Origin of the sequence: Piscinibacter gummiphilus (genome assembly GCF_002116905.1) — a bacterium.
Taxonomy (GTDB): Bacteria; Pseudomonadota; Gammaproteobacteria; order Burkholderiales; family Burkholderiaceae_C; genus Rhizobacter; species Rhizobacter gummiphilus.
Genome location: NZ_CP015118.1, coordinates 1,162,788 through 1,186,165, shown reverse-complemented (window position 1 = coordinate 1,186,165; position 23,378 = coordinate 1,162,788). Strand labels below are relative to the sequence as shown.

20 protein-coding genes are annotated in these 23,378 nt (G+C 70.2%); 7 read left to right on the top strand and 13 right to left on the bottom strand.

Going from position 1 to position 23,378, the window contains the following annotated elements; translation table 11 throughout:
• Position 1 precedes the first annotated feature (1 nt).
• Entirely contained in the window at positions 2-802 is an 801-nt protein-coding gene (locus A4W93_RS05355; protein ID WP_085749631.1) for an SDR family NAD(P)-dependent oxidoreductase, read from the bottom strand.
• 121 nt (positions 803-923) lie between these two features.
• Here A4W93_RS05355 and A4W93_RS05350 point away from each other — a divergent pair, with 121 nt between their 5' ends.
• Positions 924-1,862: a GlxA family transcriptional regulator gene (locus A4W93_RS05350; RefSeq protein ID WP_085749630.1), complete on the top strand. Its 939-nt coding sequence runs from the start codon at positions 924-926 to the stop codon at positions 1,860-1,862.
• Here A4W93_RS05350 and A4W93_RS05345 read toward each other — a convergent pair.
• The 3 genes from A4W93_RS05345 to A4W93_RS05335 all read right to left on the bottom strand — a co-directional run bounded on the left by A4W93_RS05345 (position 1,859) and on the right by A4W93_RS05335 (position 7,587).
• Positions 1,859-3,607, bottom strand: coding sequence for a hybrid sensor histidine kinase/response regulator (locus A4W93_RS05345; RefSeq protein WP_085749629.1), 1,749 nt, complete (start codon positions 3,605-3,607; stop codon positions 1,859-1,861). The two genes, A4W93_RS05350 and A4W93_RS05345, sit on opposite strands and share 4 nt — an antisense overlap.
• Positions 3,608-3,650: 43 nt before the next feature.
• Positions 3,651-4,397: a response regulator gene (locus A4W93_RS05340; protein WP_085749628.1), complete on the bottom strand. Its 747-nt coding sequence runs from the start codon at positions 4,395-4,397 to the stop codon at positions 3,651-3,653.
• A 250-nt stretch (positions 4,398-4,647) separates the two neighbouring features.
• Positions 4,648-7,587: a YncE family protein gene (locus A4W93_RS05335; RefSeq protein ID WP_218919185.1), complete on the bottom strand. Its 2,940-nt coding sequence runs from the start codon at positions 7,585-7,587 to the stop codon at positions 4,648-4,650.
• Positions 7,588-7,853: 266 nt separating this feature from the next.
• On the opposite strand from A4W93_RS05335, the gene A4W93_RS05330 reads away from it, so the two are divergent.
• Entirely contained in the window at positions 7,854-8,723 is an 870-nt protein-coding gene (locus A4W93_RS05330) for a hypothetical protein (RefSeq protein WP_085749626.1), read from the top strand.
• 2 nt (positions 8,724-8,725) lie between these two features.
• Here the strand turns inward: A4W93_RS05330 and A4W93_RS05325 are convergent, their stop codons facing one another.
• On the bottom strand, positions 8,726-9,256 hold the full coding sequence (locus A4W93_RS05325; protein WP_085749625.1) for an HAD family hydrolase: 531 nt from the start codon (positions 9,254-9,256) through the stop codon (positions 8,726-8,728).
• Entirely contained in the window at positions 9,253-9,639 is a 387-nt protein-coding gene (locus A4W93_RS05320) for a VOC family protein (protein ID WP_085749624.1), read from the bottom strand. The genes A4W93_RS05325 and A4W93_RS05320 overlap by 4 nt, the downstream gene beginning before the upstream one ends.
• A gap of 121 nt (positions 9,640-9,760) precedes the next feature.
• On the opposite strand from A4W93_RS05320, the gene A4W93_RS05315 reads away from it, so the two are divergent.
• Positions 9,761-10,267, top strand: coding sequence for a YgjV family protein (locus A4W93_RS05315; RefSeq protein WP_085754042.1), 507 nt, complete (start codon positions 9,761-9,763; stop codon positions 10,265-10,267).
• A 3-nt stretch (positions 10,268-10,270) separates the two neighbouring features.
• On the opposite strand, the gene A4W93_RS05310 is transcribed toward A4W93_RS05315, so the two are convergent.
• The gene (locus tag A4W93_RS05310) at positions 10,271-11,269 is read right to left on the bottom strand and encodes a LacI family DNA-binding transcriptional regulator (protein WP_085749623.1); all 999 of its coding nucleotides are present in this window, start codon (positions 11,267-11,269) and stop codon (positions 10,271-10,273) included.
• 138 nt (positions 11,270-11,407) lie between these two features.
• Between A4W93_RS05310 and A4W93_RS05305 the strand changes: the two genes are divergently transcribed.
• Both A4W93_RS05305 and A4W93_RS05300 read left to right on the top strand, forming a co-directional pair.
• Entirely contained in the window at positions 11,408-12,562 is a 1,155-nt protein-coding gene (locus tag A4W93_RS05305) for an L-talarate/galactarate dehydratase (protein ID WP_085749622.1), read from the top strand.
• A 62-nt stretch (positions 12,563-12,624) separates the two neighbouring features.
• Complete coding sequence (locus A4W93_RS05300) at positions 12,625-13,620, top strand: Bug family tripartite tricarboxylate transporter substrate binding protein (protein ID WP_085749621.1); 996 nt, start codon at positions 12,625-12,627, stop codon at positions 13,618-13,620.
• 15 nt (positions 13,621-13,635) lie between these two features.
• Here A4W93_RS05300 and A4W93_RS05295 read toward each other — a convergent pair whose 3' ends face one another.
• Positions 13,636-14,742: an SMP-30/gluconolactonase/LRE family protein gene (locus tag A4W93_RS05295; RefSeq protein WP_085749620.1), complete on the bottom strand. Its 1,107-nt coding sequence runs from the start codon at positions 14,740-14,742 to the stop codon at positions 13,636-13,638.
• Between the two features lie 50 nt (positions 14,743-14,792).
• On the bottom strand, positions 14,793-15,560 hold the full coding sequence (locus A4W93_RS05290) for a FadR/GntR family transcriptional regulator (protein ID WP_169726507.1): 768 nt from the start codon (positions 15,558-15,560) through the stop codon (positions 14,793-14,795).
• Between the two features lie 330 nt (positions 15,561-15,890).
• Between A4W93_RS05290 and A4W93_RS05285 the strand changes: the two genes are divergently transcribed.
• On the top strand, positions 15,891-18,065 hold the full coding sequence (locus A4W93_RS05285) for a TonB-dependent siderophore receptor (RefSeq protein WP_085749618.1): 2,175 nt from the start codon (positions 15,891-15,893) through the stop codon (positions 18,063-18,065).
• Between the two features lie 10 nt (positions 18,066-18,075).
• Here A4W93_RS05285 and A4W93_RS05280 read toward each other — a convergent pair whose 3' ends face one another.
• The 4 genes from A4W93_RS05280 to A4W93_RS05265 all read right to left on the bottom strand — a co-directional run bounded on the left by A4W93_RS05280 (position 18,076) and on the right by A4W93_RS05265 (position 21,154).
• A complete protein-coding gene (locus tag A4W93_RS05280) occupies positions 18,076-18,678 on the bottom strand; it encodes a PEP-CTERM sorting domain-containing protein (RefSeq protein WP_157782114.1) in 603 nt (200 codons plus the stop codon).
• Positions 18,679-18,847: 169 nt separating this feature from the next.
• Positions 18,848-19,975 carry a sensor histidine kinase gene (locus A4W93_RS05275; protein ID WP_085749616.1) on the bottom strand — a complete coding sequence of 376 codons (1,128 nt, stop codon included), beginning with the start codon at positions 19,973-19,975 and terminating at the stop codon, positions 18,848-18,850.
• Positions 19,972-20,682 carry a response regulator transcription factor gene (locus tag A4W93_RS05270; RefSeq protein ID WP_085749615.1) on the bottom strand — a complete coding sequence of 237 codons (711 nt, stop codon included), beginning with the start codon at positions 20,680-20,682 and terminating at the stop codon, positions 19,972-19,974. Before A4W93_RS05270 ends, A4W93_RS05275 begins: the two co-directional genes overlap by 4 nt.
• Positions 20,660-21,154: a hypothetical protein gene (locus A4W93_RS05265; RefSeq protein ID WP_085749614.1), complete on the bottom strand. Its 495-nt coding sequence runs from the start codon at positions 21,152-21,154 to the stop codon at positions 20,660-20,662. The genes A4W93_RS05270 and A4W93_RS05265 overlap by 23 nt, the downstream gene beginning before the upstream one ends.
• 238 nt (positions 21,155-21,392) lie before the next feature.
• Between A4W93_RS05265 and A4W93_RS05260 the strand changes: the two genes are divergently transcribed.
• The gene (locus A4W93_RS05260; RefSeq protein ID WP_085749613.1) at positions 21,393-23,366 is read left to right on the top strand and encodes a serine hydrolase; all 1,974 of its coding nucleotides are present in this window, start codon (positions 21,393-21,395) and stop codon (positions 23,364-23,366) included.
• Positions 23,367-23,378: the final 12 nt, after the last annotated feature.

Genomic DNA, 23,378 nt, shown 5'->3' with positions numbered 1-23,378 from the left:
CTCAGGCCGCGTTCAGGTAGCGCGCCGCCGGCACGTTGCTGGAGAGCTGCGGGGACATCGTCTGGCGCGCGGCCTCGTAGGCGCCCCACGCTTCCGCCGCGTGCAGCGACGGGATGGTCACCAGCTCGCCGCGGTCGAAGCCCACGAGCGCGGCGTCCACCAGGTCCTCGGCGCGCATCACGATGTCCGCGGGGAGCTGCTCCACCGGGATGCCGCCGGTGGCCCAGAACTCGGTGGCGGTGGCGCCGGGCAGCACGGCCTGGATGCGCACGCCCTTGGCCGCGAGCTCGTGGTGCAGCGACTGGCTGAAGGCCAGCACGAAGGCCTTGCTGCCGCCGTACACGCCGTTCAGGATCTCCGGCGCGATGGCGACGATGGACGAGATGTTGACGATGGCGCCGCGGCCGCGTGCCACGAAGCCCGGCGCGGCCGCGTAGGCGAGCCGCGTGGGCGCCGTGACGTTCAGCGCGATCATGGCCGTCATGCGGTCCACGTCGCTCTCCAGCAACGGCGCATGGGTGCCGACGCCGGCGTTGTTCACCAGCAGCGAGATGCTGCTGTCCTCGCGCAACCGCGCCTCGACCGTGGCGAGGGCGTCGCGGTCGCCGAGGTCGGCGACGAGCACGTCGACCCGGCGCCCGGTCTCCGTGGCCAGCCGGTCGGCCAGCGCGCGCAGCCGGTCGCCCTGGCGCGCGACGAGGATCAGGTCGTGCCCGCGGCGGGCCAGGCGCTCCGCGTAGATCGCGCCGATGCCGGAAGAAGCCCCGGTGACGAGGGCGGTGCCGAGGGGTGCTTGTGTCATGGTTCTGCTCCGATTCGTGGGTGACGGGAAGTCCGTGGCACGAATGGTAGGATGACCGTCATATGACTCAAATGACGTTTAGGGTCATGATTCGAGTCATCCACCGCGACAGGAGAATCCCATGCACCGGATCGGCTACGTGCTGAGCCAGGGCTTCCAGATGATGGCCCTGGCCACGCAGACGGTGTTCGAGTACGCCAACCTCGCCGCGGGGCCGGCGTTCTACACCCTCGAGAACTTCTCGGAAGCGGGCGGCGACGTGCGCTCGTCGCTGGGCCTCGCCGTGGACACCCGCGCGCTCGGCCGCGGCAGCCGCGCCGACACCTGGATCGTCGCCGGCGTCAACGACCCCGTCGAGTCTCCGGCCGAACCCGGCGTGCTGCACTTCCTGCGCCGGCGCGGCCTGCAGGCGCGCCGCGTGGCCGGCATCTGCACCGGGGGATTCGTGCTCGCCGAGGCCGGCCTGCTGTCCGGCCGCCGGGCCACGACCCACTGGGCCTTCGCCCGCGACCTGCGGGACCGCTTCGAGGACATCCGCGTGGAGGACGACCGCATCTTCGTCATCGACGGGCCCGTCTGGACCTCCGCCGGCATGACGGCCGGTCTCGACCTGGCGCTGGCCATGGTCGAGCAGGACCTGGGGAACGAGGTGGCGCGGTCGGTGGCACGCAAGCTGGTGATGCCCCAGCACCGCTCGGGCGGCCAGTCGCAGCATTCGGAGATGCTGGCCCTGGCCCCGAAGTCGGACCGCATCCAGGCCGCCCTGGCGTTCGCGCGGGCGAACCTGGGTCGACCGCTGGGCGTCGAGGACCTGGCGGCCCACGCCCACCTGAGCCCCCGCCAGTTCAGCCGCGTGTTCACGGCCGAGACCGGGCAGTCGCCGGCCAAGGCGATCGAGGCGCTGCGCCTCGAAGCCGCGCGGCTGATGATCGAGCAGAGCCGCCACCCGATGGAGGTGATCGCGAAGGAGACGGGCTTCCGCGACCGCCGCCATCTGCGCGAGGCCTTCATGCGCGGGTTCGGCACACCGCCCCAGGCCGTGCGGCGCGCCGTGCGCTAGGCAGGCCCGTCCGGACGAGCCTGCGCGGCGAGCGCGTCCGCCATCGCCCGGGCCAGGTCACGCGCGGCGACCGGCTTGCCCACGATGGCGTTCGCTCCGGCGTCCATCGCCCGGCGCACGCCGGGTCCGCTCGGATCCCCCGTCACCAGCACGATGGGAATGTCCGGCCGCAGCGCCCGCACGGCGGCGATGACGTCCGCGCCCGCCATCAGCGGCATCCGCTCGTCGGTCAGCACCGCATCGAACTCGGTGGGGGTGGCTTCGAAACGGGCCACGGCTTCCAGGCTCGATGAAAAACCGAGCGGCCGGTACCCCAGGGTCGCGAGCGTGCCGGTGGCGAGATGGACCAGGGCGGGCTCGTCGTCCACGACGAGGATGCGTTGCTGCTGCCCGCGCGGCAATGCCGTTCGGACCTCGGGCAGCCGGGTCGCCTCGACACCCACGTCCGGCAGCCACACGGTGAACGTGCTGCCCTTGCCGTGCGTGGTCTCGACCTCCACCCCGCCGCCCATTTCGCGCACGATGCCGTGCACCAGGGACAGGCCGAGGCCCGTGCCCACGCCCTGCTCCTTGGTCGTGAAGAACGGATCGAAGATGCGCGAGACGATGTGCGCCGGGATGCCGGTCCCGGAGTCACCGACCTTCAGCTGGATGTACCGCCCCGCGGGCAACGTGCCGGTGGCGACGTCGTGCTCACCGTGCAGCTGGTGCAGGTCGCAGCCGACGGTCAGGACCCCGCCCGCCGGCATCGCGTGAATGGCGTTGGTCACGAGGTTCATGACGACCTGGTGCACCTGCGTGGCGTCACCGAGCGTCGAGGCGCTGCCCGCATCGAAGTGCTCCGCGACCCGCACGCTGCCCGGCAGGGTCGACGAGAGCAGGGCCATCGTCTCCTGGCAGATGCGCTCCACGTTCACGGGAGATTTCTCGACACACGCCGCACCGCTGAACGCGAGGATCCGCTCGACCAGTGACCGCCCTCGCTCGCCGGCCGCCATGATGTAGCTCAGGTCCCGGGTCGCCCCCGGGTTCCGCTTCGTCTTCTGGGCGAGCATTTCTCCGAAGCCGAGAATCACGCCGAGGATGTTGTTGAAGTCGTGCGCGATGCCTCCGGCCAGCGTGCCGATGGCCTCCATCCGCTGGGACTGGCGCAGGGCCCCCTCGGCCCGCTTGCGGGCGTCGATGTCGCTCACCGAACCCGCGAGCCGGGTGCCCCGTCCGCTCGCGTTCCGCACGCAGAGCCCGAGGATCCGCACCCAGCGGTAGCTGCCGTCCGGCTGGCGGATGCGCCACTCGCCTTCATAGGACTGGCCATCCCCGAGGAGGTAGGCATCGACCATGTCGATCTGCGATTCCACATCGTCAGGATGCAGCGGAATGGCCGAGCGCCATTCGGCACGCGGACGGATCGTGGGTCCGATCTCCACGCCGAACAGCGCCTGGGCCCGCTCGGACATGAACATCCGGTTGGTCTCGATGTCCCATTCCCAGATGCCGTCGTTCGAACCCGCGACCGCCAGCGCGAAACGCTCCTCCGCGGCGCGAAGCTCCTCTTCGACCTTCTTCCGGTCGGCGATGTCCGTGGAGACGATCGTGCGGAAGTGCCGTTCGCTCTCGCCCAGACGCGCGAGTTCCGCGGCCAGCCGGACGTTCTCCCGCGACAGGGATTCGTTCCGGTGCGCGAGCGCCTCGTTCCGCCGAAGGGCGTCGGCCAGGGCCTGGTCGAGTGAAGGAGACGTGGTCATCGCTGCTGTACGGCGGTCGAGGGATCGCGGCCGGGCGGCTCACTCAGGCGAGCACGGCGGACACGGGGCAGTCGAAGACGTAGCCCTGCCCTCGCTGGGTGAGGATGAGCCGAGGGGTCCTCGGGTCGGCTTCGATCTTCTTGCGCAGCCGGCCCACCTGGACGTCGACGGTGCGGTCGAAGACCTCGTCCGAATGCAGCCGGGACAGCGAGATCAGGTGATCGCGTGCGAGCACGCGCTGAGGCGACGCCAGGAAGGCGAGGAGCAGGTTGCATTCGCCGTTCCGCAACGGCACATGCTCGCCCTGCGGCGATGCGAGGCGCCTCAACGGCACATTCAATTCCCAACCGGCGAACCGATACGCCCGAACCCCGGCGATCGCGTCCGGCACGGTGCCGTTCATCTGCTGCCGGCGGACCACCGCGCGGATCCGTGCCAGCAGTTCCCGCGGCGAAAAGGGTTTGGTGACGTAGTCGTCCGCCCCGAGCTCGAGCCCCATCACCCGGTCGGCTTCGTCCTTGCGCCCGGTGAGCAGGATGATCGGCACTTTCGAGGTGGCCCGAAGCTCCCGTGCGAGGCTCAGGCCGTCCTCTCCCGGCATCTTGATGTCGAGCAGGACGACGTCGATGGCCTGCCGTGCCACGACCTTCAGCATGTCCCGTCCGCTGGCGACCGCCGTGACCCGGAAGTCGTGTTCCTCGAGGTAGGCCGAGACGAGGTCTCGCACCATCGCGTCGTCATCGACGGCAAGCACGTGAGGCAGAGGGGCGAGCTGGCCGCAGTCGCTCATGGAAGGATCAGTTCGAAACGCAAGACCAGCCGACTCGGGCCGAAAAACGTTCGCATTATGAACTGGCGAGGAGCCCTCCCCCACCAGCGAGGGTGGCGAAATGTATCGTTATCGCTTCAGCCCTCGGCCGGAGACGACCGATGTGGCCAGGCTGTGCGGCGCGGCGCAGCGTTGCACTGCGCCGCCTCCCGCGATGCCTCGCGGTCACCACGGGGCACCGACGCCATCCCGGCGCCAGTGCCCCGGCCTGTCAGAGGCCGAAGGCCAGTTGCGCCCCCGTGCCCGGCACCGCGCAGGTGTAGGTCACCTCACGCCCGGCCGTCAGCGCGCTGGTGCGCAGCTGCGCGTCGGTCACCGTCGCACCGGCCGCGGTCCGGAAGTTGCCGGCCGTCGGCGAGTACAGGTAGCCCACGAGGCCCGTCGGCGTGGCGGCCCTCGCCACCAGGTCGCACTCCTTCGTCGCGCCGCCGAGGATCTTCGACGTGAAGACAGCGCCGGCACGCGCCTTGAGCAGGTCGACGCGCGCGCCCGCGGCGTTCGCCGTGGTGGGCCCGTAGGTCACCTGCTGGCCGACGATCGGCGCGAGGTCGGTGTCCACCGCCAGCAGGAACTGCTCCACGTCGCGCTGCATCGGCGCGGCCGCCCACTCGAAGTACGGGAAGCCCATGCGACCGAAGCTGCTGCCCATGTAGAACAGCGCCTCCAGCTCCGTCGGCTTGCCCTTGTGCATCTTCTCGAACTGCACCAGCGGGTCGTTGAACTGGAACAGGTTCAGGAAGCGGAACAGGGTGTCGATCACCCCGTCGTGGATGAAGCCGAAGCCGCGGATCTGGTCGCCCTGGAACGGCGCGCCGGCGATGCGCACGATGGTCAGGTCCTTCGTGCCGAACATGCCCACCTTCGAGTACATGTTGCGCAGCTGCGGCACCTTCAGGATCTGCGTCTCGCCCTCGAAGTTGGATTCGCCCTGCGTGCCGAAGCGGCCGTTGGCGGCGTCGATGCGGTGGCAGTCATTGCACGTGAACGAGGTCTTGCCGCCCCCCTGCAGGTCACGCAGCGGCTGCAGGCCCGGCAGGCCGTCGAACGGGCGGATGCTGCCGTCGAGGTTCTTCGGTCCCATGAAGATCACGCGGCCGCGCTCCTGCGAGGCGTTGAGCGAGTTGTTCAGCGCGCGAACCGGGTTCGGCGGCAGCTGCACCTGCAGCTGGAACGCGGCGAACTTGTTCATGATCTCCACGTCCTCCACCGTGGGGCCGGTGGGCGGCGTCGCCTTGCCCAGCAGGCCGCCCAGCGCGACGATGAAGTTCTTGAAGTTCATCGCCTCGTTGTCGCCGTAGGCCTTGCGCTTCATCGTGTCGTCGTCGCCGATGTAGCCGTCGACACCGAAGAACCCGTTCGACCGGTCGCCGCGCCAGTGCATCGCGCCCGAGTTCGTCATGCCGGCGAGCGTCTGCGTCGTCATCGGCCCCTTCATCGGGTGGAAGTCGTCCGTGGCACCCGTGCCGTTGAGGTTGCTGATGCCGAACTGCTTCATGTTGAACGGGCCGATCAGGTTCTGAGGGATCGGGCTCTTCTCGACCTTGCCGTTCGGGTCGCCGAGGTCCCACGCCAGTTCGTCCTTGTCGCCGAAGGTGTGGCAGCTCGAGCAGGACGACTCGCCGTTGGCGGAGGTGAGGTTCGCGTCGTACAGCATCGGGCGGCCGGCCACGATGTCGGCCGGTTCGGGGCTGGGCATCGCGGACGAGGCCAGCTGGCCGCGGGTCGCGAGGTCGATCACCTTCACCGCGTTGTCGAAGCGGGTGGTGACGTACAGGCGGTTGCGCGCCTCGTCGAGCACGAGGCCGCTCGGACCGCCGCCACCCACCGTGATGTACCGGGCGCTCTGCGTGCGCGGGTTGAACGCGTCGTTCTCGAGCGTGGCGGTGTCGAACACACCGACCTTGCTGGAGCCGAACGCGGCCACGTACAGCGTCTTGCCGTCACGCGACACCACCATCTCGAGCGGCGTCGACAGGCTGTGGTTCTTCGCCGTGGCGTCGAAGCCGGCGTGGCTCGAGAGCTTGCTGTAGTCCAGGTGCTTGTTGAGATGGCGCGGCTGGGCGGTGGTGCCCGACACGACCGTGATGCGGGTCTTGGCAATCTGGCCCTGCACGGTGCTGCCGCCGTACTCGCCCGAACCCTCGAAGTGCAGCTGGTTCATGGCTTCGGTGTTCGACACGTACAGCTTGCCGTTGACGGGGTTCACGACCATGTTGAAGAGCGTGGTGCCCACGTGCGGCACGGCGGTCTTCTGGCTGAGCTGGTTGGCGTCGACCGAGAAGACGTCGAGGTCGGGCAGGTTGAAGTTGACCGCCTTGCTCCAGTCGCGGCCGAGCGTGTCGAGCCACTTGCGCTGCACGTTGTCGTACTTGACGATCAGGCCCACGTCGGGCGCGCGCTTGCCTTCGTAGTTGGTGGCCGGGCCGGGCAGGCCGCCCGGCACGGTGATGCCCTTGCGCACGCACGGGTTGCGCGAGAAGTCGGGGCACAGGTAGTCCGGCGGGACGATGGTGGTCTGGTTGCCGGACTTGAACGCGGCCACGTAGACCGTCGACTTGTCCGGGCTCACCGCCAGCGCGCGCGGCGTGTCGGCGAAGAAGTTCATGATCCGTACCGGCGTGCCGCCCACCGACGAGCCGAGCGCGTTCGGGTCGAACACCCAGACGTCGGCGCGGCCCACGCTGGCCGTCGTGAGCTTCGGGTCCCCGGCGCCCGGCACGTTGGCCAGCGACGGGTCGAGCAGCTGCTGCCCGCGGTGCGCGGTGGTGATGAAGGCGCGCTGGCCGGACGTGCCGGCGAACACGATGTCGCGCGGCTCGTCGCCCACCAGCAGCGTGCGGGTCACCCGCGGCACGCCGGTGAGCGAGACCACGCTCACGCTGTCGGACAGGTGGTTGACCACCCAGACCTCGCTGTCGTTGCGCACCGCCACCGCGACCGGGTCCAGCCCGACCGGCACGCGGCCGGCGGGCGTGACACCCGACGCGGTGATGTTGAAGATCTCGAGCGTGCCGTTCGGCGTGTTCACGACGAACAGCTTCGTCCCGTCGGGGGACATCGCGACGGGCCGGACCGGCCCGCTGTCGAACGTGATCGCGGCGTGTGTCGATGCCGCACAGAACAGCATCGCGGGCGCCGCGACGAGGGCCATCAACCGCCCCCGCCATGTGTTGAACCGTCTCTCTCCAGCCATGGGTCGTGCCTCCGGTAGTGCGTTGGGTCGTGCCCATTCGCACTCCCGAGGGGGTGCGCCGGACACGGGGAAGGGAGCGGCACAGTAGCGTGGCGATCTCGGCGCGGGCAACGTCCAAAAGGATGGGTGGGTGGGCGGCGACCCGGTGGCAACTGCCCCTTGGTGCTATGGCGGGCGTCGCCCGATCTTGTTACGTTAGCGGGCGTCCACCCCAGGAGTCACGGATGCCCGCCGGTCCCCTCGTCCCCCCCGTCCTTCGCCCGTCGCGCCTGCTGGCCGGCCTGCTCGCGTGTGCCGCCGTCGCGGCCGCCCCGGACGCCCGCTCGGCACCGCCCGAGGCCGACGCGCCGTGGCAGTTCACGCTGACCCCCTACCTGTGGCTGCCCAACGTCAACGGCAAGCTGCGCTACGAGTTCCCGCCCGGCCAGGGCAATTCGGCCGAAAGCGAGATCGGCCCCGTCGACTACCTCGAGAGCCTGCAGTTCCTGCTGATGCTGAACGGCGAGGCGCGCCGGGGCGACTGGGCGGTGTTCAGCGACCTCGTCTACCTCGACTTCGGGAACACCGGCAGCAGCGTGACCTCGGTGGGCGGCCCTGGCGCGGCCATCCCCATCCCGCGCGAACGCAACACCGCCACCAGCACCGACCTGAAGGGCTGGAGCTGGGCGCTCGCCGGCAGCTACACCGTGAACCGCGGCGCGCGCCACCACGTGGACGTGCTGGGCGGGCTGCGGCTGCTCCACATCGAATCCCGCCTCGACTGGGCGCTCGACGCCAGCATTCCCGGCGCAGGCTTCTCGTTCGACCGCTCGGGACGCGTCTCGCAGGACACCACCCTCACCGCCGCCATCGTGGGCGTGCGCGGGCGCATGGCCTTCGGCGACGAAGGCCGCTGGTTCGTGCCGTACTACCTCGACGTGGGCGGCGGCAGCCACGTCACCACGTGGCAGGCCGCGGTCGGCGCGGGCTACCGCTTCCCGTGGGGCGAGCTGCAGGCGAGCTGGCGCCACCTCGAGTTCGACCAGCCCGACGGCCGCTTCGTGCAGAACCTGCGGTTCAGCGGTCCCGCGTTCGGCGCCACGTGGCGGTTCTGACGTCAGCCCGACCGCGCCACCACCGACGTCACGGCGTGGGCGAAATCGACGAGGTGCTGCACGCGCGGCACGTCGGACCCGCGTGGCAGCCCCTTGCCGGACGGATCGAACCACACCCCCTGCACGCCGAAGCGGCGGGGCGCGAGGCAGTCCTGCTCCAGCGAGTCGCCCACCATCGCGAGCGCGGTCAGCGGCACGCCGAGCCGTTCGGACACGGAGCGCCAGAAGGCCGGGTCGTCCTTGCGCACGCCCAGCTCGGTGTAGCAGAAGATGTCGGCGAAGTGGCCCAGGAAGCCCACGCGGTCGAGCGCCCGTTCGATCGACGCACGCCCCGACACGCTCGCGTTCGTGGCCACGCACAGCGGCACGAGGCCCGCGAGTTCGGCCAGGCACGCCGCGGCGCCGGGCACCGCGTGAACCTGCGGCCAGCGGCCCATCGGCGTGTCCTCGGGGCCGGCCTCCGACATCAGCGTGCCGCCCCAGTCGAAACACACGGCCCGCACCGGGGCGACGAGTTGCAGCGGCGCGTTCATGCCGGGTCGTGGCACACGGCCTCGATGTTGTGCCCGTCGGGGTCGAGCACGAAGGCGCCGTAGTAGTTCGGGTGGTAATGCGCACGCAATCCCGGTGCGCCGTTGTCGGTGCCGCCCGCGTCGAGCGCGGCCCGGTGGAACGCATCCACGGCCGCACGCGACGCCGCGCGGAACGCCACGTGGATCGGCGGGTTGTTGGGCGTGCCCCCGTGGATCCAGAAGTCCGGCTTCGGCGCCTCGCCGAAGCCGGCCACGTCCGCGCTGCCCGTGACGGCCGCCGGGAACTCCGCGATCAGCGTGTAGCCGATGGGCGCGAGGGCCGACGTGTAGAAGGCCTTGCTGCGGGTCATGTCGCTGACGGCGACGCCGGTGTGGTCGATCATCTGGAGACTCCCGTGGAAAGTCTTCGAGTCTAGGCCGTCATGCCGAGGGGTTGATGACGGCGGCGAGTACCCGACCCGGCCGGAGACAATGGCGCCCGTCCCCCGTTTCTCCGTGTTCCCGATGGATCCCAGTTGGTACTCCGCGGCGCAGCTCTTCGGCTACGCCGCCTTCGCCCTCGGCGTCAGCTCGTTCCTGCAGACCGACGACCGCCGCTTCAAGCTCTTCATGGCCGGCGAATGCCTCGCCTACGTGCTGCACTTCCACCTGCTCGGCAACCCGACCGCCGTCGCGAGTTCGCTCGTCTCGCTGACCCGCTCGGTGCTGGCACTGCGCACCCGCTCACCGTGGGTGGCCGCCGTGGTGGTGGCCGTGAACATCGCACTGGGCCTCGCGCTCGCGAAGGCCCCCGCCGACTGGCTGCCGCTGATGGCCTCGTGCCTCGGCACGCTCGCGCTGTTCCTGCTTCAGGGCATCGCGATGCGGCTCGTGATGCTGTGTGGCACGGGCCTCTGGATCGTCAACAACGTGCTCGCCGGGTCGATCGGCGGGACGGCGCTGGAGGTGGTGGTGGCGGGGGTGAACCTCGTGACGATCTGGCGGATGTGGCGGCGGGCACAGCCGGCCTGACCGTCAGCCCGTCGAGGCCCGCTCGACGATCCGGAACCCCACGTCCGTCACCGACTCGCCCACGTCCTCGCCCTTGCAGCGGCCGATGATCAGCGCCGCCGCGCGTTCGCCGATGGCGGCGCCGTCGACCTGCACGGTGGTGAGCGAAGGTTCCATCTGCGAAGCGAAGGCGGCGTCGCCGAAGCCGCACACGGCCAGGTCTTCCGGCACGCGCAGGCCGCGGCTCAGCGCCTCGGTGACCACGCCCTGGGCCAGCTGGTCGGAGCTGCAGTACACGGCCTGAAGCCGGGGCTCCTGCTCGATCAGGCGGGACAGCGCCTGGCGGCCGAGTGCCATGTTGCTCGGCGCGGGGCCGACGGCGACGGGAACCTCGCGGCCCCAGGCGCCGGTGAAGCCCTGGCGGCGCAGGCTCGCGCGGTGGTCGTCGCCGGTGGCGATGCCCACACGTTCCCAACCCTTGCGCCGGAAGAAGGCGGCGACGGCCGCGCCCACCTGCTGGTGAGAGAAACCCACCAGCATGTCGATGGGCTGCTCGGTGAGGTCCCACGTCTCCACCAGCGGGATGCCGAGGCGGTGCAGCTTCTGCCGGGCCGCCGTCGAATGCACGAGGCCGGCGACCACGATGCCGTCGGGGCGGCGCGCCACCATGGTGTCGATCAGCGCGTCCTCGCGGGCGTGGTCGTAGCCCGTCTGCCCCAGCACCAGCTGGTACCCGGCCGCGGCCAGCGCATCGGTCAGGGCCTGCACCGTGGGCAGGAACTGCGCGACCGAGATCGCCGGCACCAGGCACGCGACGGTCATGCTGCGCGTGGACTTCAACCCGCCCGCGAGCATGTTGGGGATGTAGCCGGTGGCCTCCACCGCTTCGCGCACCCGCGCGATGGTCTTCTCGGACACGAGGCCGGGGTTGGCCAGCGCCCGCGACGCGGTGATGGGAGACACCCCGGCCACACGGGCGACGTCGGCCAGCGTGGGGGTCTTGAAAGGGCGTGAGGCGTTCATCGGGTGGTGCGCCGATTTTACGTGCGCGCGGGTTTCCGGAACGTTTCCGGCGATCCGGGATGCGGGGCGACCCGCTTGACAACGCCAAAATGACATCGATACCATGATATCGATGTCACCCACTTCCGAGCGTTTGTCATGACCGCCTCCCTGATCCCCTCCTCCTCCCCGGACGCCATCGCCTGGATCCGCCTGTCCTCCTGCTACCTGCCGCTCGCCCAGCCCATCAGCGACGCCAAGGTGCTGACCGGACGGCAGAAGCCGATGACCGAGATCGCGATGCTGTTCGCCGAGGTCGAGACCCGGGACGGCCACCGCGGCCTGGGCCTCAGCTACGCCAAGCGCGCGGGCGGTCCCGGCCAGTTCGCCCATGCGAAGGAGGTGGCGCCGGCCCTGCTCGGCGAGGACCCGAACGACATCGCCCGGCTGTGGACCAAGCTGTGCTGGGCCGGCGCCTCGGTGGGACGCAGCGGCCTGGCCACGCAGGCCATCGGCGCGTTCGACGTGGCGCTGTACGACATGAAGGCGCGCCGCGCGGGCCTGTCGCTGTCGAAGCTGCTGGGCGCGCAGCGCGAATCGGTCGCCTGCTACAACACCTCGGGCGGCTTCCTGCACACGCCGCTCGACCAGCTGGTGACCAACGCGCTCGCCTCCCGCGAACGCGGCATCGGCGGCATCAAGCTGAAGGTGGGCCACCCCGACGGCCGCCAGGACCTGGCCCGCGTCGAGGCGGTGCGCAAGGCGCTCGGCGACGAAGCGCCGCTGATGGTCGACGCGAACCAGCAGTGGACGCGCCCGGCGGCACAGCGCATGTGCCGCGCCCTCGAGCCGTACAACCTCGTGTGGATCGAGGAGCCACTCGATGCCTACGACAACGAGGGCCACGCCGCGCTGTGCACCGCGTTCGAGACACCCATCGCCACGGGCGAGATGCTCACGAGCGCCGGCGAACACGCGGAGCTGATCCGCACCCGCGCCGCCGACTACCTGATGCCCGACGCCCCACGGGTCGGCGGCATCACGCCGTTCCTGAAGATCGCCGCGCTGGCCGAACACGCCGGGCTGATGCTGGGCCCGCACTTCGCGATGGAGCTGCACGTGCACCTGGCCGCCATCTACGCGACCGAGCCGTGGGTCGAACACTTCGACTGGCTCGAACCGCTGTTCGAGGAACGCCTGCAGATCCGCGACGGCCGCATGCTGGTTCCCACCCGCCCCGGCCTCGGCCTGACCCTCAGCGAGCAGGCCCGCCGCTGGACCCGCGAGACCGTCGAGATCGGCGAACGCCCGTGATTCCCCCGGGGCGCCGTCCGGGCGCCCCTTCTCCACCCCGACCCCCAACGCGAGGAGTCCCCATGCTTCCCTACGCACGCCAACGCCGCCACCTGGTCGGCCTCGCCGCCGCATCCGCCGTGTTGCCCGCCTGGGCCACCGCGCCCGCGAACGCCACGCTCTCCGGCAAGATCGTCCGCATCATCGTGCCGAACCCGGCGGGGGGCACGTCCGACGTGCTCGCGCGGCTGCTCGCCCCGAAGCTGTCCGAGCTGCTGGGCGCGAACGTGATCGTGGAGAACCGCGCGGGCGCCACCGGCAACCTCGGCGCGGACCTGGTCGCCAAGTCCCCGGCCGACGGCCTCACGCTGCTGCTGACCGACATCGGCTCGCTCGCCATCGCCCCCAGCGTCTTCCCGCAGCTGCCATTCGATCCGGTCAAGGACTTCGCGCCCGTGGCGCTCGTGGCCTACTCGCCGCACCTGCTGGCGGTCACGCCCACGCTGCCGGTGAAGGACGCACGCGAACTCATCGCGCTCGCGAAGTCGAAGCCGGACCAGGTCAACTTCGCGATCTCGGGCACGGGCGGCGCGAACCACCTCGCGGGCATCGAGTTCGCGCTGCGCACCGGCGTGAGCTGGTCGTACATCCCGTACAAGGGCGGCGCGCAGGCGCTCAACGACGTCGCGGCGGGACAGGCCGACGTGATGTTCAACGGCATGGTGGCCACGTGGCCGCTGGTGCAGGGCGGCAAGCTGAAGGTGCTCGCCATCTCGAGCGCGAAGCGTTTCGCCTCGGCGCCCGACGTGCCCACGGTCGCGGAGGCCGCCGGCCTCGCGGACTTCGAGACCGGCTCCTACCAGGGCATCGCCGCACCGGCCGGCACGCCGCCCGCGATCGTCGCCGCGCTGCACGCGGCCGTGGAGAAGACGCTCGCCACGCCCGACATGCAGGCGCGGCTCGCGAAGATGGGGGCCGAACCGCGCCCGAGTTCGCCGGCGCAGTTCGGCACCTTCATCCGCACCGAGAAGGACCGCTGGGCCCGTGTGGTGAAGGAGTCGAAGGCGAAGTTCGATTGAGGCGCCTCGGCGCGATCAGGTCGCGCCGTGCGCCTCCACGTACAGCGCGTACACCGAGTGCGAGGCGGTCATGTAGAGGCGGTTGTTCTTCGGGCCGCCGAACGTGAGGTTGGCGCAGCGCTCCGGCAGGCTGATGTGCGCGAGCGGCTTGCCGGCCGCGCTGAACACGCGCACGCCGTCGAGGTCTTCCGACTTGCCCTTGAGCGGGAACACCTTGCGGCCGTTGACCTCCACGGGTTCGCTCGCGAGCGCGCCGTTGCTGCCCCAGCCGCACCACAGGTTGCCGTCGCGGTCCACGCGGAAGCCGTCGAGCCCGCCCTGGTCGGCCGCGTCGATCACCTTCGTCTTGTTCGACAGCGACACGCCGTCCGCGCCCACGTCGTAGCTCCAGATGCTGCGGTTCGGCGTGCCCTTCCACTCGACGACGTACAGCTTCTTCTCGTCGGGCGAGAACGCGAGGCCGTTCGGGTTGACGATGTCGGTGATCACCGCGGTCAGCTGGCCGTCCGGGCTCAGGCGGAACACGTTCGTGTTCGCCTGCTCGGGCTTCGCGCGGAAACCTTCCCACTCGCCGTTGATGCCGAACAGCGGGTCGGTGAACCAGATGCTGTCGTCCGACTTCACGACGATGTCGTTCGGCGCGTTGAGCCGCTTGCCTTCGAAGCTGTCGGCCAGCACGGTGACCTTGCCGTTCTTCTCGGTGCGCGTGATGCGGCGCGTCGACGAGTGCTCGCACGTGACGAGGCGGCCCTGGCGGTCGCGCGTGTTGCCGTTGGCGTAGTTGCTCGGCGAGCGGAACACCGAGACGTTCCCGGTCTTCTCGTCGTACTTCATGATCCGGTTGTTCGGGATGTCGCTGAACAGCAGGTAGCCGCCTTCGGGGAAGTAGGCCGGCCCTTCGGCCCAGCGCATGCCCGTCGCCACCTGCTCCACCGTGCTGCTGTAGATGCGGTACTTCGTGAAGCTCGGGTCGAGGATCTGGACGGCCGGGTCGGGGTAGCGCTGGTTCGGTTTGTATTCGAACGCCTGCGCGCCCGCCAGGCCGCCCGAGGTCGCGAGGCCGGCGCCGGCGGCGGCCTTCAGGAACTGGCGGCGGGTGTTGCGGGGGGTGTCGTTCTGCATCGTTTTTCTCCGTAGGTGCCGGCGCGAGGCCGAGTGATGTACCCGCTGGGTCAGCCGGGAAGGTAGGGGTCCGGGATGGATGCCGGGCTGCGGCTCGCCAGCAGCTCGCGCATGGCGAGCCGCGCGGACTCGCCGTCCTGTTCGCCGATGGCCGCCACGACGCGGGCGTAGCGCGCATGCAGCTGCTGCATGTGGCGCAACCGTTCGGCGCGGCGCAGCCCCGCGAGGTGGAGGCGCCAGCGCGGCGCGAGCGTGGCCACCACCTGCTCCAGCAACGCGCGGATGTGGGCGCTGCGGCAGGCGCGGCCGAACTCGGCGTGCAGCCTCTCCTCGGGGCCCGTGGCATCCGTGCCCTGCAACGCCGCCTGCTCGAACTCGAGCAGCGCCGCCCGCATCGCCTGCAGGCTCTCGGGTGAACGGCGGGCGGCCGCCAGCGCGGCCACCTCGGACTCAATGCCGAGTTGCAGCTCGCAGAGGCAGGCCCCGTCGCCATCCGGGTCCGCATCCCGCAACGGCGCGAGCCGCTCGGCCGTGCCAGCGACGAAGGTGCCGATGCCATGGTGCGTGACCACAAGCCCGCGTTCCTGCAGGTGGCTGATGGCCTCCCGGATGCTGTTGCGGCTGACGCCGAATTCCTTCATCAGGTCCGCCTGCGTGGGCAAGCGGTCGCCCGCGGACAGGCGGCCCTCCGAAATTCGTACCGTTAACAGTTCAGCCAGGCGTGGGCCGTGCGCGCGTGCGACCGCGTCCGGACGGATCTCTCCGCCCGTCCAGCCCACGATCACCCTGCCGTTCACCGCACTGTCTGTCGCATGCATCGTTTTCCCTCGTGAAATGGACAGTCGAGCGACCCCACGCATCGCCGGCCGCCCGCCTGCCACCTTCGGCATCCACGGGGCATCAATCTACGTTTCCACGGACGAGCGTCATCCGCGAAACTACTGATATCGATATCAGGCGCATCGGATGTGTGGCCGCTGGTCCTCGCCGGGATCGATTCCATTTGCGAATGATTCGCAAATGGGCCATGATCCGACATTCCGCGCGCCCTCACGGCACGCCCGGCCAGCCGCAGTTGCCCGCCGTCACCGTTCCTCCGCCCCGGCGGACCGGAACGCCCCGACCTTCCCAACTCCGCCTGGTTCGACATGACGACGCCCCCGCTCGGCCTCCGCTCGCTTCTTCCTCCCTTCGCACTCCGTCACATCGCCCTCGGCCTGCTCGGCCTCTCGGGCTTTGCGCTCGCACACGCCCAGGCCGGCACTTCGGCGCCGGACGCCCAGCCCGGCGCCACGCTGCCGGCCGTCCGCGTGCGGTCCACCTCCGAAGCCGAAACCGCCAACGGCCCGGTGCAGGGCTACGTCGCGCAGCGCAGCGCCACGGCCACCAAGTCCGACACGCCCATCAACGAAGTGGCCCAGGCCATCTCGGTGATCCCGCGGGACCAGATCGTCGACCAGGGCGTGAGCGCGGTGCAGGACGCGCTGCGCTACTCGGCCGGTGTCACCACCGGCATCTACGGCGCACGCAACACCACGGAGTACTTCGTGATCCGCGGGAGCAAGGCCACGGTGCTCCTCAACGGCCTGCGCCAGGGCCAGACCTGGTTCGCCGAACCGCTCGACGAGCTGTACGGCTACGAGCGCGTCGAGGTGCTGCGCGGGCCGAGTTCGATCGTGGCCGGCCAGTCGGGGCCCGGCGGTCTCGTGAACCTCGTGTCCAAGCGGCCCCAGGCCACGGCCCACCGCGAGGTCAACGTCGAGCTGGGCAACGAACAGCGCAAGCAGGTCTCGGCCGATTTCACCGGCGCGATCGACGAAACCGGCACCCTGCTGTACCGCATGGTGGGCCTGGGCCTCGACACGGGCACGCAGGTGGACGATGCCGACTACCAGCGCGTGTTCCTCGCACCGTCGCTCACGTGGAAGCCGCGCGCCGGCACGAAGCTCACCGTGTACGGCGAGTACCAGCGCGACAACTACGGCAACAACGACGCGTTCCTGCCGACGGTGGGCACGCTCACGCCGGGACCGCACGGCACCATCCCGATCAACCGCTTCATCAGCGAACCCGGCTGGGACGGCAACACCGGCACCCGCTCGCGCCTCGGCTACGAATTCGAGCAGGACCTGGGCGGCGGCTGGACCCTGCGCAACGACCTGCGCCACGATGACAGCAAGCGCGAGCTCAAGAGCATGTACTCCGCGTGGTGGCTGGGCTTCCTCGACGGCACCGGCACACCCGACCCCGTGAACGGCCGCTACCTCGGCCGCGCCTGGGCCATCGACGAGGGCCGCACGCTCACCACCGCGGGCGACCTGCTGCTCGAAGGGAAGTTCCAGACCGGTCCGGTGGCCCACACGCTCGTGACCGGGGTCGACCTGCTGCGCTATCGCCGCACCGACAGCTACATCGAAGGCGACGCCGGCCTGATCGACGTCTACACGCCCACCTACGGCACGTTCCAGCCCCCGGCCACCCTCGACGAGGCAGCCGCATCGCACTCGCAGCCGAAGGTGCAGCAGCTGGGCTTCCTCGTCCTCGATCGCATCCGCGTGGGCCGCTGGGCCCTCACCGCGGGCCTGCGCTACGACGACGCGAAGACGGAGTCGGCCGGCACGACGCAGAAGGTCGATGCGTGGACGAAGAACCTCGGCGCGGTGTACCTCGCCGATGGCGGCTGGTCGCCGTACGCGAGCTACTCCGAGTCGTTCGAGGCCCAGGGTGCCGACCTCACCGGCCGCGTGTTCGAGCCGAAGCGCGGCCAGCAGGTCGAGGCCGGCGTGAAGTGGTCGCCCGAGCGCCAGAACCTGCGCGCCACCGCCGCGGTGTTCCACCTGCAGGAGAAGAACCGGCTCAAGGGCGATCCGGCCAACCCGCTGAACCAGATCGAGAGCGCGCCCATCACCACGAAGGGCCTCGAACTCGAGGCCGCCGCGAACCTCGGCGCATGGGACTTCACCGCGGCCTACACGCGCCTGTCGGCGAAGGACGACGAGACGGACACGCACGTCGCCTTCGTCCCCGAGAACGCCGCGTCGGCGTGGGTGCTGCACAAGTTCGATCCCTACGGCGTGCGCGGCCTGAAGGCGGGCCTCGGCGTCCGGTACCAGGGCAAGACCTCCGACGGCACCGACACCGTGTGGGTGCCGTCGGTGACCCTCGCCGACGCCATGGTCAGCTACGACACCGGCGACTGGCGCGTGGGCCTGAACGTGAGCAACATCGCCGACAAGTCGTACGTCGCATCGTGCGACTCGTCGGGCTACTGCTGGTACGGCGAGAAGCGCAAGGTGGTGGCGACGGCGACCTACCGGTTCTGAGCGCGCGCGGTCACCGCCCCGCGCGGCGGCGCGCCCGCAGTCCGATCACGGCGAGGCCGGCCGACAGCGCGAGCAGCGCCCCCGGCTCCGGCACCGCGGACACGTTGCGCAGGCCGATGACGAAGTCGTCGTAGTCGCCATGGGTGCGGCTGTCGTCGAAGCCGATCAGGTAGTCGAAGGTGCCGAAGCGCGTCGTCACGTGGTGGTCCAGCACGGCGAACGACGCGCCGAGCCAGCCGAGGCCGCCGTTCGCGGCGAGCCCGCCGTTCGAGCCGAAGAACAGGAACGGCAGCACCTCGCCCGCCGCAGCGTCGCCCACGAGCGTGTCGCCGATGCGCGAACGTTCGGTCAGCACGCGGTCGAAGCCCAGCGCGACGCCGTCGGCGGCGCCGGACTCCTGGCCCAGGTAGGTGAGCGCGAGTTCGACGGGACCCGTCGCGGTGAACACACCGAGTTCACCCGACGTGTAGGCGCCCGGCGCGAAGAGCGCGCCCGACGGGTCGAACGTGGCGTCGAGTTCGACGGTGCCGGTCGGCGTGAACACGATGGCGGCGGAGGCGAGCGTGCTGCCGAGCGCGAGGACGACGCCGGCGAGGAGGGATTGGAGTTTCATGGTGCGGATCCGGTGGGGTTGGGTGGGACTGCCGGATCGCATTGGACGGGCCGGCGCCCCGACCTCCCATCGGCCGACACCGCGTTTCCACGTGAGACCGGGCTGACCACGTTCGGACCATGCGGGTGCGGTCGACCCGTCACGGACCCTGGGCCGTTCGAGCCAGGGGTCAGCGGCTGTCGAGCCTCGGAAACGTCACTGTCGCCTCGAACCCCGGCTCGGCATTGCGCAACACCAGACGGCTGCCATGCGCCTGCGCGACCAGCCGGCACAGGGACAGCCCGAGGCCCACGCCGCCGCTGTCGCGGGTGCGGGCCTCGTCCGGCCGGAAGAACGGCTGACCGAGACGGTCCAGCGCGTCCGGCGGCACGCCGGGGCCGTGGTCGCGCACGGACACCCGCACGCCGTCGCCGTCCCGTGCCACCGACACGATCACCGGACCGCGAGCCGGGTCGTTGTGGCGCAGCGCGTTGTGCACGAGGTTGCGCAGCAGCAGCTGCACCCGCGTGCGGTCGAGCTGCAGCAGCGGCAGCTCGGGCTCGGTGTCGAGTTCGACGCCGGTCTGCGCCTGTTCCGCCGCCAGCTCGCCGAGGTCCACGCCCGTCAGCTGCAGCGCACGGTGGCCGCTGCCAAGGCGTTCGCTCTCGAGCAACGCCGAGATCAGCTCGCGCATCTGCGCCAACTCGTCGAGCAGCGCGTCCTTCGACGGCCCGTCGTCCACCAGCTCGGCGTGCAGCCGCGCCCGCGTGAGCGGGCTGCGCAGCTCGTGGCTCACGGCGAGCAGCAGCGCACGCTTGCCGTCCAGCATCGCCTGGATGTCGGCCGCCATCTGGTTGAAGCGCATCGCGAGGTCGCCGATCTCGTCACCGCGGACCACCGGCACGCGGAACTTCAGGTCACCCCGCCCGAAAGCCTCGGCGCCGGCGGCCAGCATCCGCAACGGGCGGATCATGTGGTGGATGCCGCCGTAGGCCAGGCCGGTCACGAACAGCAGCAGCGGCACACCCCACCACAAACCGTGGTCGGACTGCAGCGCGGTCCACAGGATGGCACTGCCGAGCAGCGCCAGCACGGCGAAGATCGCGATCAGCCGCGCGCCCAGCGAATGCCGGAACACCGCATGCTGCCGGTGCCAGCGCTGGTGCCACCGGTGGTGCGCGCGCATGCGCCAGTGCCAGTCGCGCATGCGCGCAGCGTGCAGGTCGTGGATCTCCGTCTGCATCCCGCGCAGGCGCCTCGCGTGGCGGAACCGCGCCTGCGTGTGGGCCTGCCACTGCTCCTCGTGGGGATGTTTCATGCGCCCTCCTCCCCGCGCGCCGGCAGCGCGAAGCAGTAACCCGCGTTGCGCAGCGTCTTCAGGGCCTCGACCGGGTCGAGCTTGCGGCGCAGGCGGCTCACGAGGATGTCCACCGCACGGGTGTAGAGGTCGGCCTCCTGGCCGCGCAGGCGGTTCAGGATCTCGTCGCGCGAGAACACCTTGCCCGGCGCCTTCGCCAGCATCAGCAGCAGCTCGTACTCGGTGCTCGTCAGCTCCACCGGCCCGGCGGCCGTGGTCACGCGGCGGCGTGTGGTGTCGATGTCGACGCCGTCGAAACGCAGCAGCGGCGACGGTGCCGCCGCGGCGGGCCCGAGCCGCGTGCGGCGCAGGATGGTCTGCAGCCGAGCGGCCAGTTCGCGTGGCTCGAACGGCTTGGCGAGGTAGTCGTCGGCGCCCAGCTCGAGGCCCACCACGCGGTCGGTGAGGTCACCGCGCGCAGTGAGCATCAGGATCGGGATCTCGCGCCACGGGTCCTGGCCGCCGCGCACCTGCTTGCAGAACGCGAAGCCGTCCATCTCGGGCAGCATGCCGTCGAGGATCAGCGCGTCGAAACGTTCGGCCGCCAGCCGCGCGAGCGCGAGGCTCGGGCGCGTGACGGCGCTCAGCTCGAAGTCGAAGCGGGCGAGGTAGTGCGCGAGCGGCGGCGCCAGGGCCTCGTCGTCGTCAATCAGCAGCAGGCGGTGCATCGTGCCGTCCATTGTGCCCATGGCGGCGGCGGCGCAGCGCGAAACGCAGCATCTGCTGCTGCTCGAAGTCGAGTGTGTCGAAGAAGTCGCCGAACGCCGCCACCACCGACGGGCCGATGGCCTTCAGCGTGTCGATCCGGCGATCGAACAACGCCTGCGCCTCCTCGCGCCGGAAGTTCTCGTTCTCGACCAGCGCGGCGAACTCCGCGCTCCGGAGCACGTCCTTCGCGGCACGTCGCGCGGTGCAGACCTCGTCGAACAGGCGATCCATCCGTTCCATCTGCTCGGCGTCCAGGTCGAGGAACGCCGCGGCGCGGGACCGCAGCGGGACACGCCCGGGACGGAACGAGGCCTCGGCGTGGTGGTCGTGAAAGGGGCGCGAGTGATGGAACGCGGCGTGCCAGAACGCGCCGAAGCGGCCGCGGGCATGGTGCCGTTCATGGCGGTGGAAGCGGCTGTGGAACAGGTGCATCTCGTGGTCCTCCGTGGGGTGATGTGCCCATGATCCCGGGGTGCGGCCGCGGATGGATCTCGCCGCGGTATCGCTGCATTTCGTTTTGTTTCGCGGGTGCCCTCCGATGGGGGGACCCGATGCGCAATCCATGAAACACACAGGGCGTTGCGTGAAGCCCCGCTGAAACCTCGCGTCCGGACACTGCCTGCACCCCGAACGTCGGGTTCCCCTTCAACCCAGCCCTGAAAGATTCGACATGCATCCGGTGAACCTCCTGACCCGCTCCCTCCTCGCCACTGTCGCCGCAGCCGCCCTGGCCTCCGGCGCTTCGGCGCAACTCGCCGTGCAGGCGCCCTCGGCCATCGCCGTCACGCCGATGGCGCTCGACACCACGTCGCTGACCACCGATCACTCGATCGACAGCCCCACCGGCTGGTGGGCCTACACCGGCGTCAACGCCACCCAGATCGGCACGTACCTGAGCGACCACGGTGCCCGCATCGCCTCCCTCGAAGTGAACGCCGTCAGCGGCGGCGTGCCGACGTTTTCGGTGCGGATGGTGAGCAACAGCGGGGCCTACGCGGTGTCCGGCTGGTGGTGGTACTACGGCCTGACCTTCGCCGAGATCCAGACGAAACTCAACGCCCACACCGCACGCCTGATCGATCTACAGCCGTACGACATCGGCGGCGGCCAGATCCGCTTCGCCGCCGTGATGGTCTCGAACACCGGCAGCGCCGCGCGCAACTGGGGCTACATGGCGGGCGCGAGTTCCGCGCAGATCAGCAGCTACCTCACCTCGTCGGGCCAGCGCCTCGTCGACCTCGACAGCTACATGGAGGGCGGCGTCAAGAAGTACACGATGATCTCGGTCGCCAACACCGGGGCCGACGCGAAGGCCTGGCAGTGGTGGCTGAACCAGACCCCTGCCGACATCGCCGCGAAGGTGAGTTCGTTCAGCGGCCGCATCGTCAAGCTCGACCGCCAGGCCGACGGCACCTACAACTTCATCCAGGTGAAGAACACCGGCGCCGACAACGCGGCGTGGTGGTATCAGTACGGCTTCTCGTCGATGGCCGCGCTCGTCGACTACGCGAACCAGGTGTCGGCCCGCCCCATTGACATCGTGAGCTACCTGAACGGCAACGGCGTGCGCCGCTACGACGCGGCCTTCATCGACAACGCGAACGCCAGCACGGCCCGCATGCGCGGCGAGTTCGGCAAGACCTTCCTCGATGCCAACGGCAACCCCACCCGCGGCATCTTCTCGGCCTACCTGAAGGAAGTGGGCGGCAGCGTGAAGGTGGACCTCAACAGCCGCCGCCGCGCGGAGGTGGCGAGTTCGCTGAAGTCGCTGCACCTGCTGCACGCGATGCGCCGCGTGGCTGCGGGCACCGACGAGCTCGCGACGCCCTTCAACTACTACGACTACCGCACCGGCACGCTGACCGAACGCAAGAACGCCTGCCCGCAACCGTCGCTCGAGACCGCCGCCAACCTCCGCACCGACTACGACTTCGAGAAGGGTCTCGACGAGATGATGCGCATCTCCGACAACCGCACGACCCGCGGCGTCACGCTGCGCACCGGCGGCTTCGCGGGCCTCAACGCCACGGCCACCGCCACCGGCCTCACCGGCACCACCGTGCGCCACGACATCGGCTGCGGCTACAAGAACCTGCAGACGGACAAGTTCGACCCCGCCAACCGGCGCAACGACACCACGGCCGCCGACCTGGCCCGCATCTACGAAGGGGTCTGGAATTCCACCCTGCTGAGCAACACGAACTCGGCGCGCAGCGAGTTCCTCGAGTCGGTCAACCACGCCGACGAAGCCGGTGAAGCGCTGCAGGCCATCATCGACCAGGAAGCGGCGAAGCTCGGCAAGTCGGCCACCGTCGCCGCGCAGTTCGGCGCCGCCGTGGAGACCTGGAGCAAGGGCGGCAGCTACGGCACCTGCCTGCCCGACGCGAACGGCGGCTGCGGCCAGGGCGTGATCATCCGTTCGGGCACCGGCCTGATCCGCCTGCCCATCAAGGTGTCGGGCACCACGCAGTACCGCACCTACTCGTTCGCACGCCTGGTCTCCGACGTGCCGGTGACCTGTTTCGAGGACACCTCGACCGCGGCCATCGAATGCCCGATCGACACCAACTACACCAAGGCGTACGGCGCCGCGTCGAACGAGCTGTACCGCGACGAAGTGCGCGCCGCACTGGCCACCTGGTAAGGGGAGGACGCC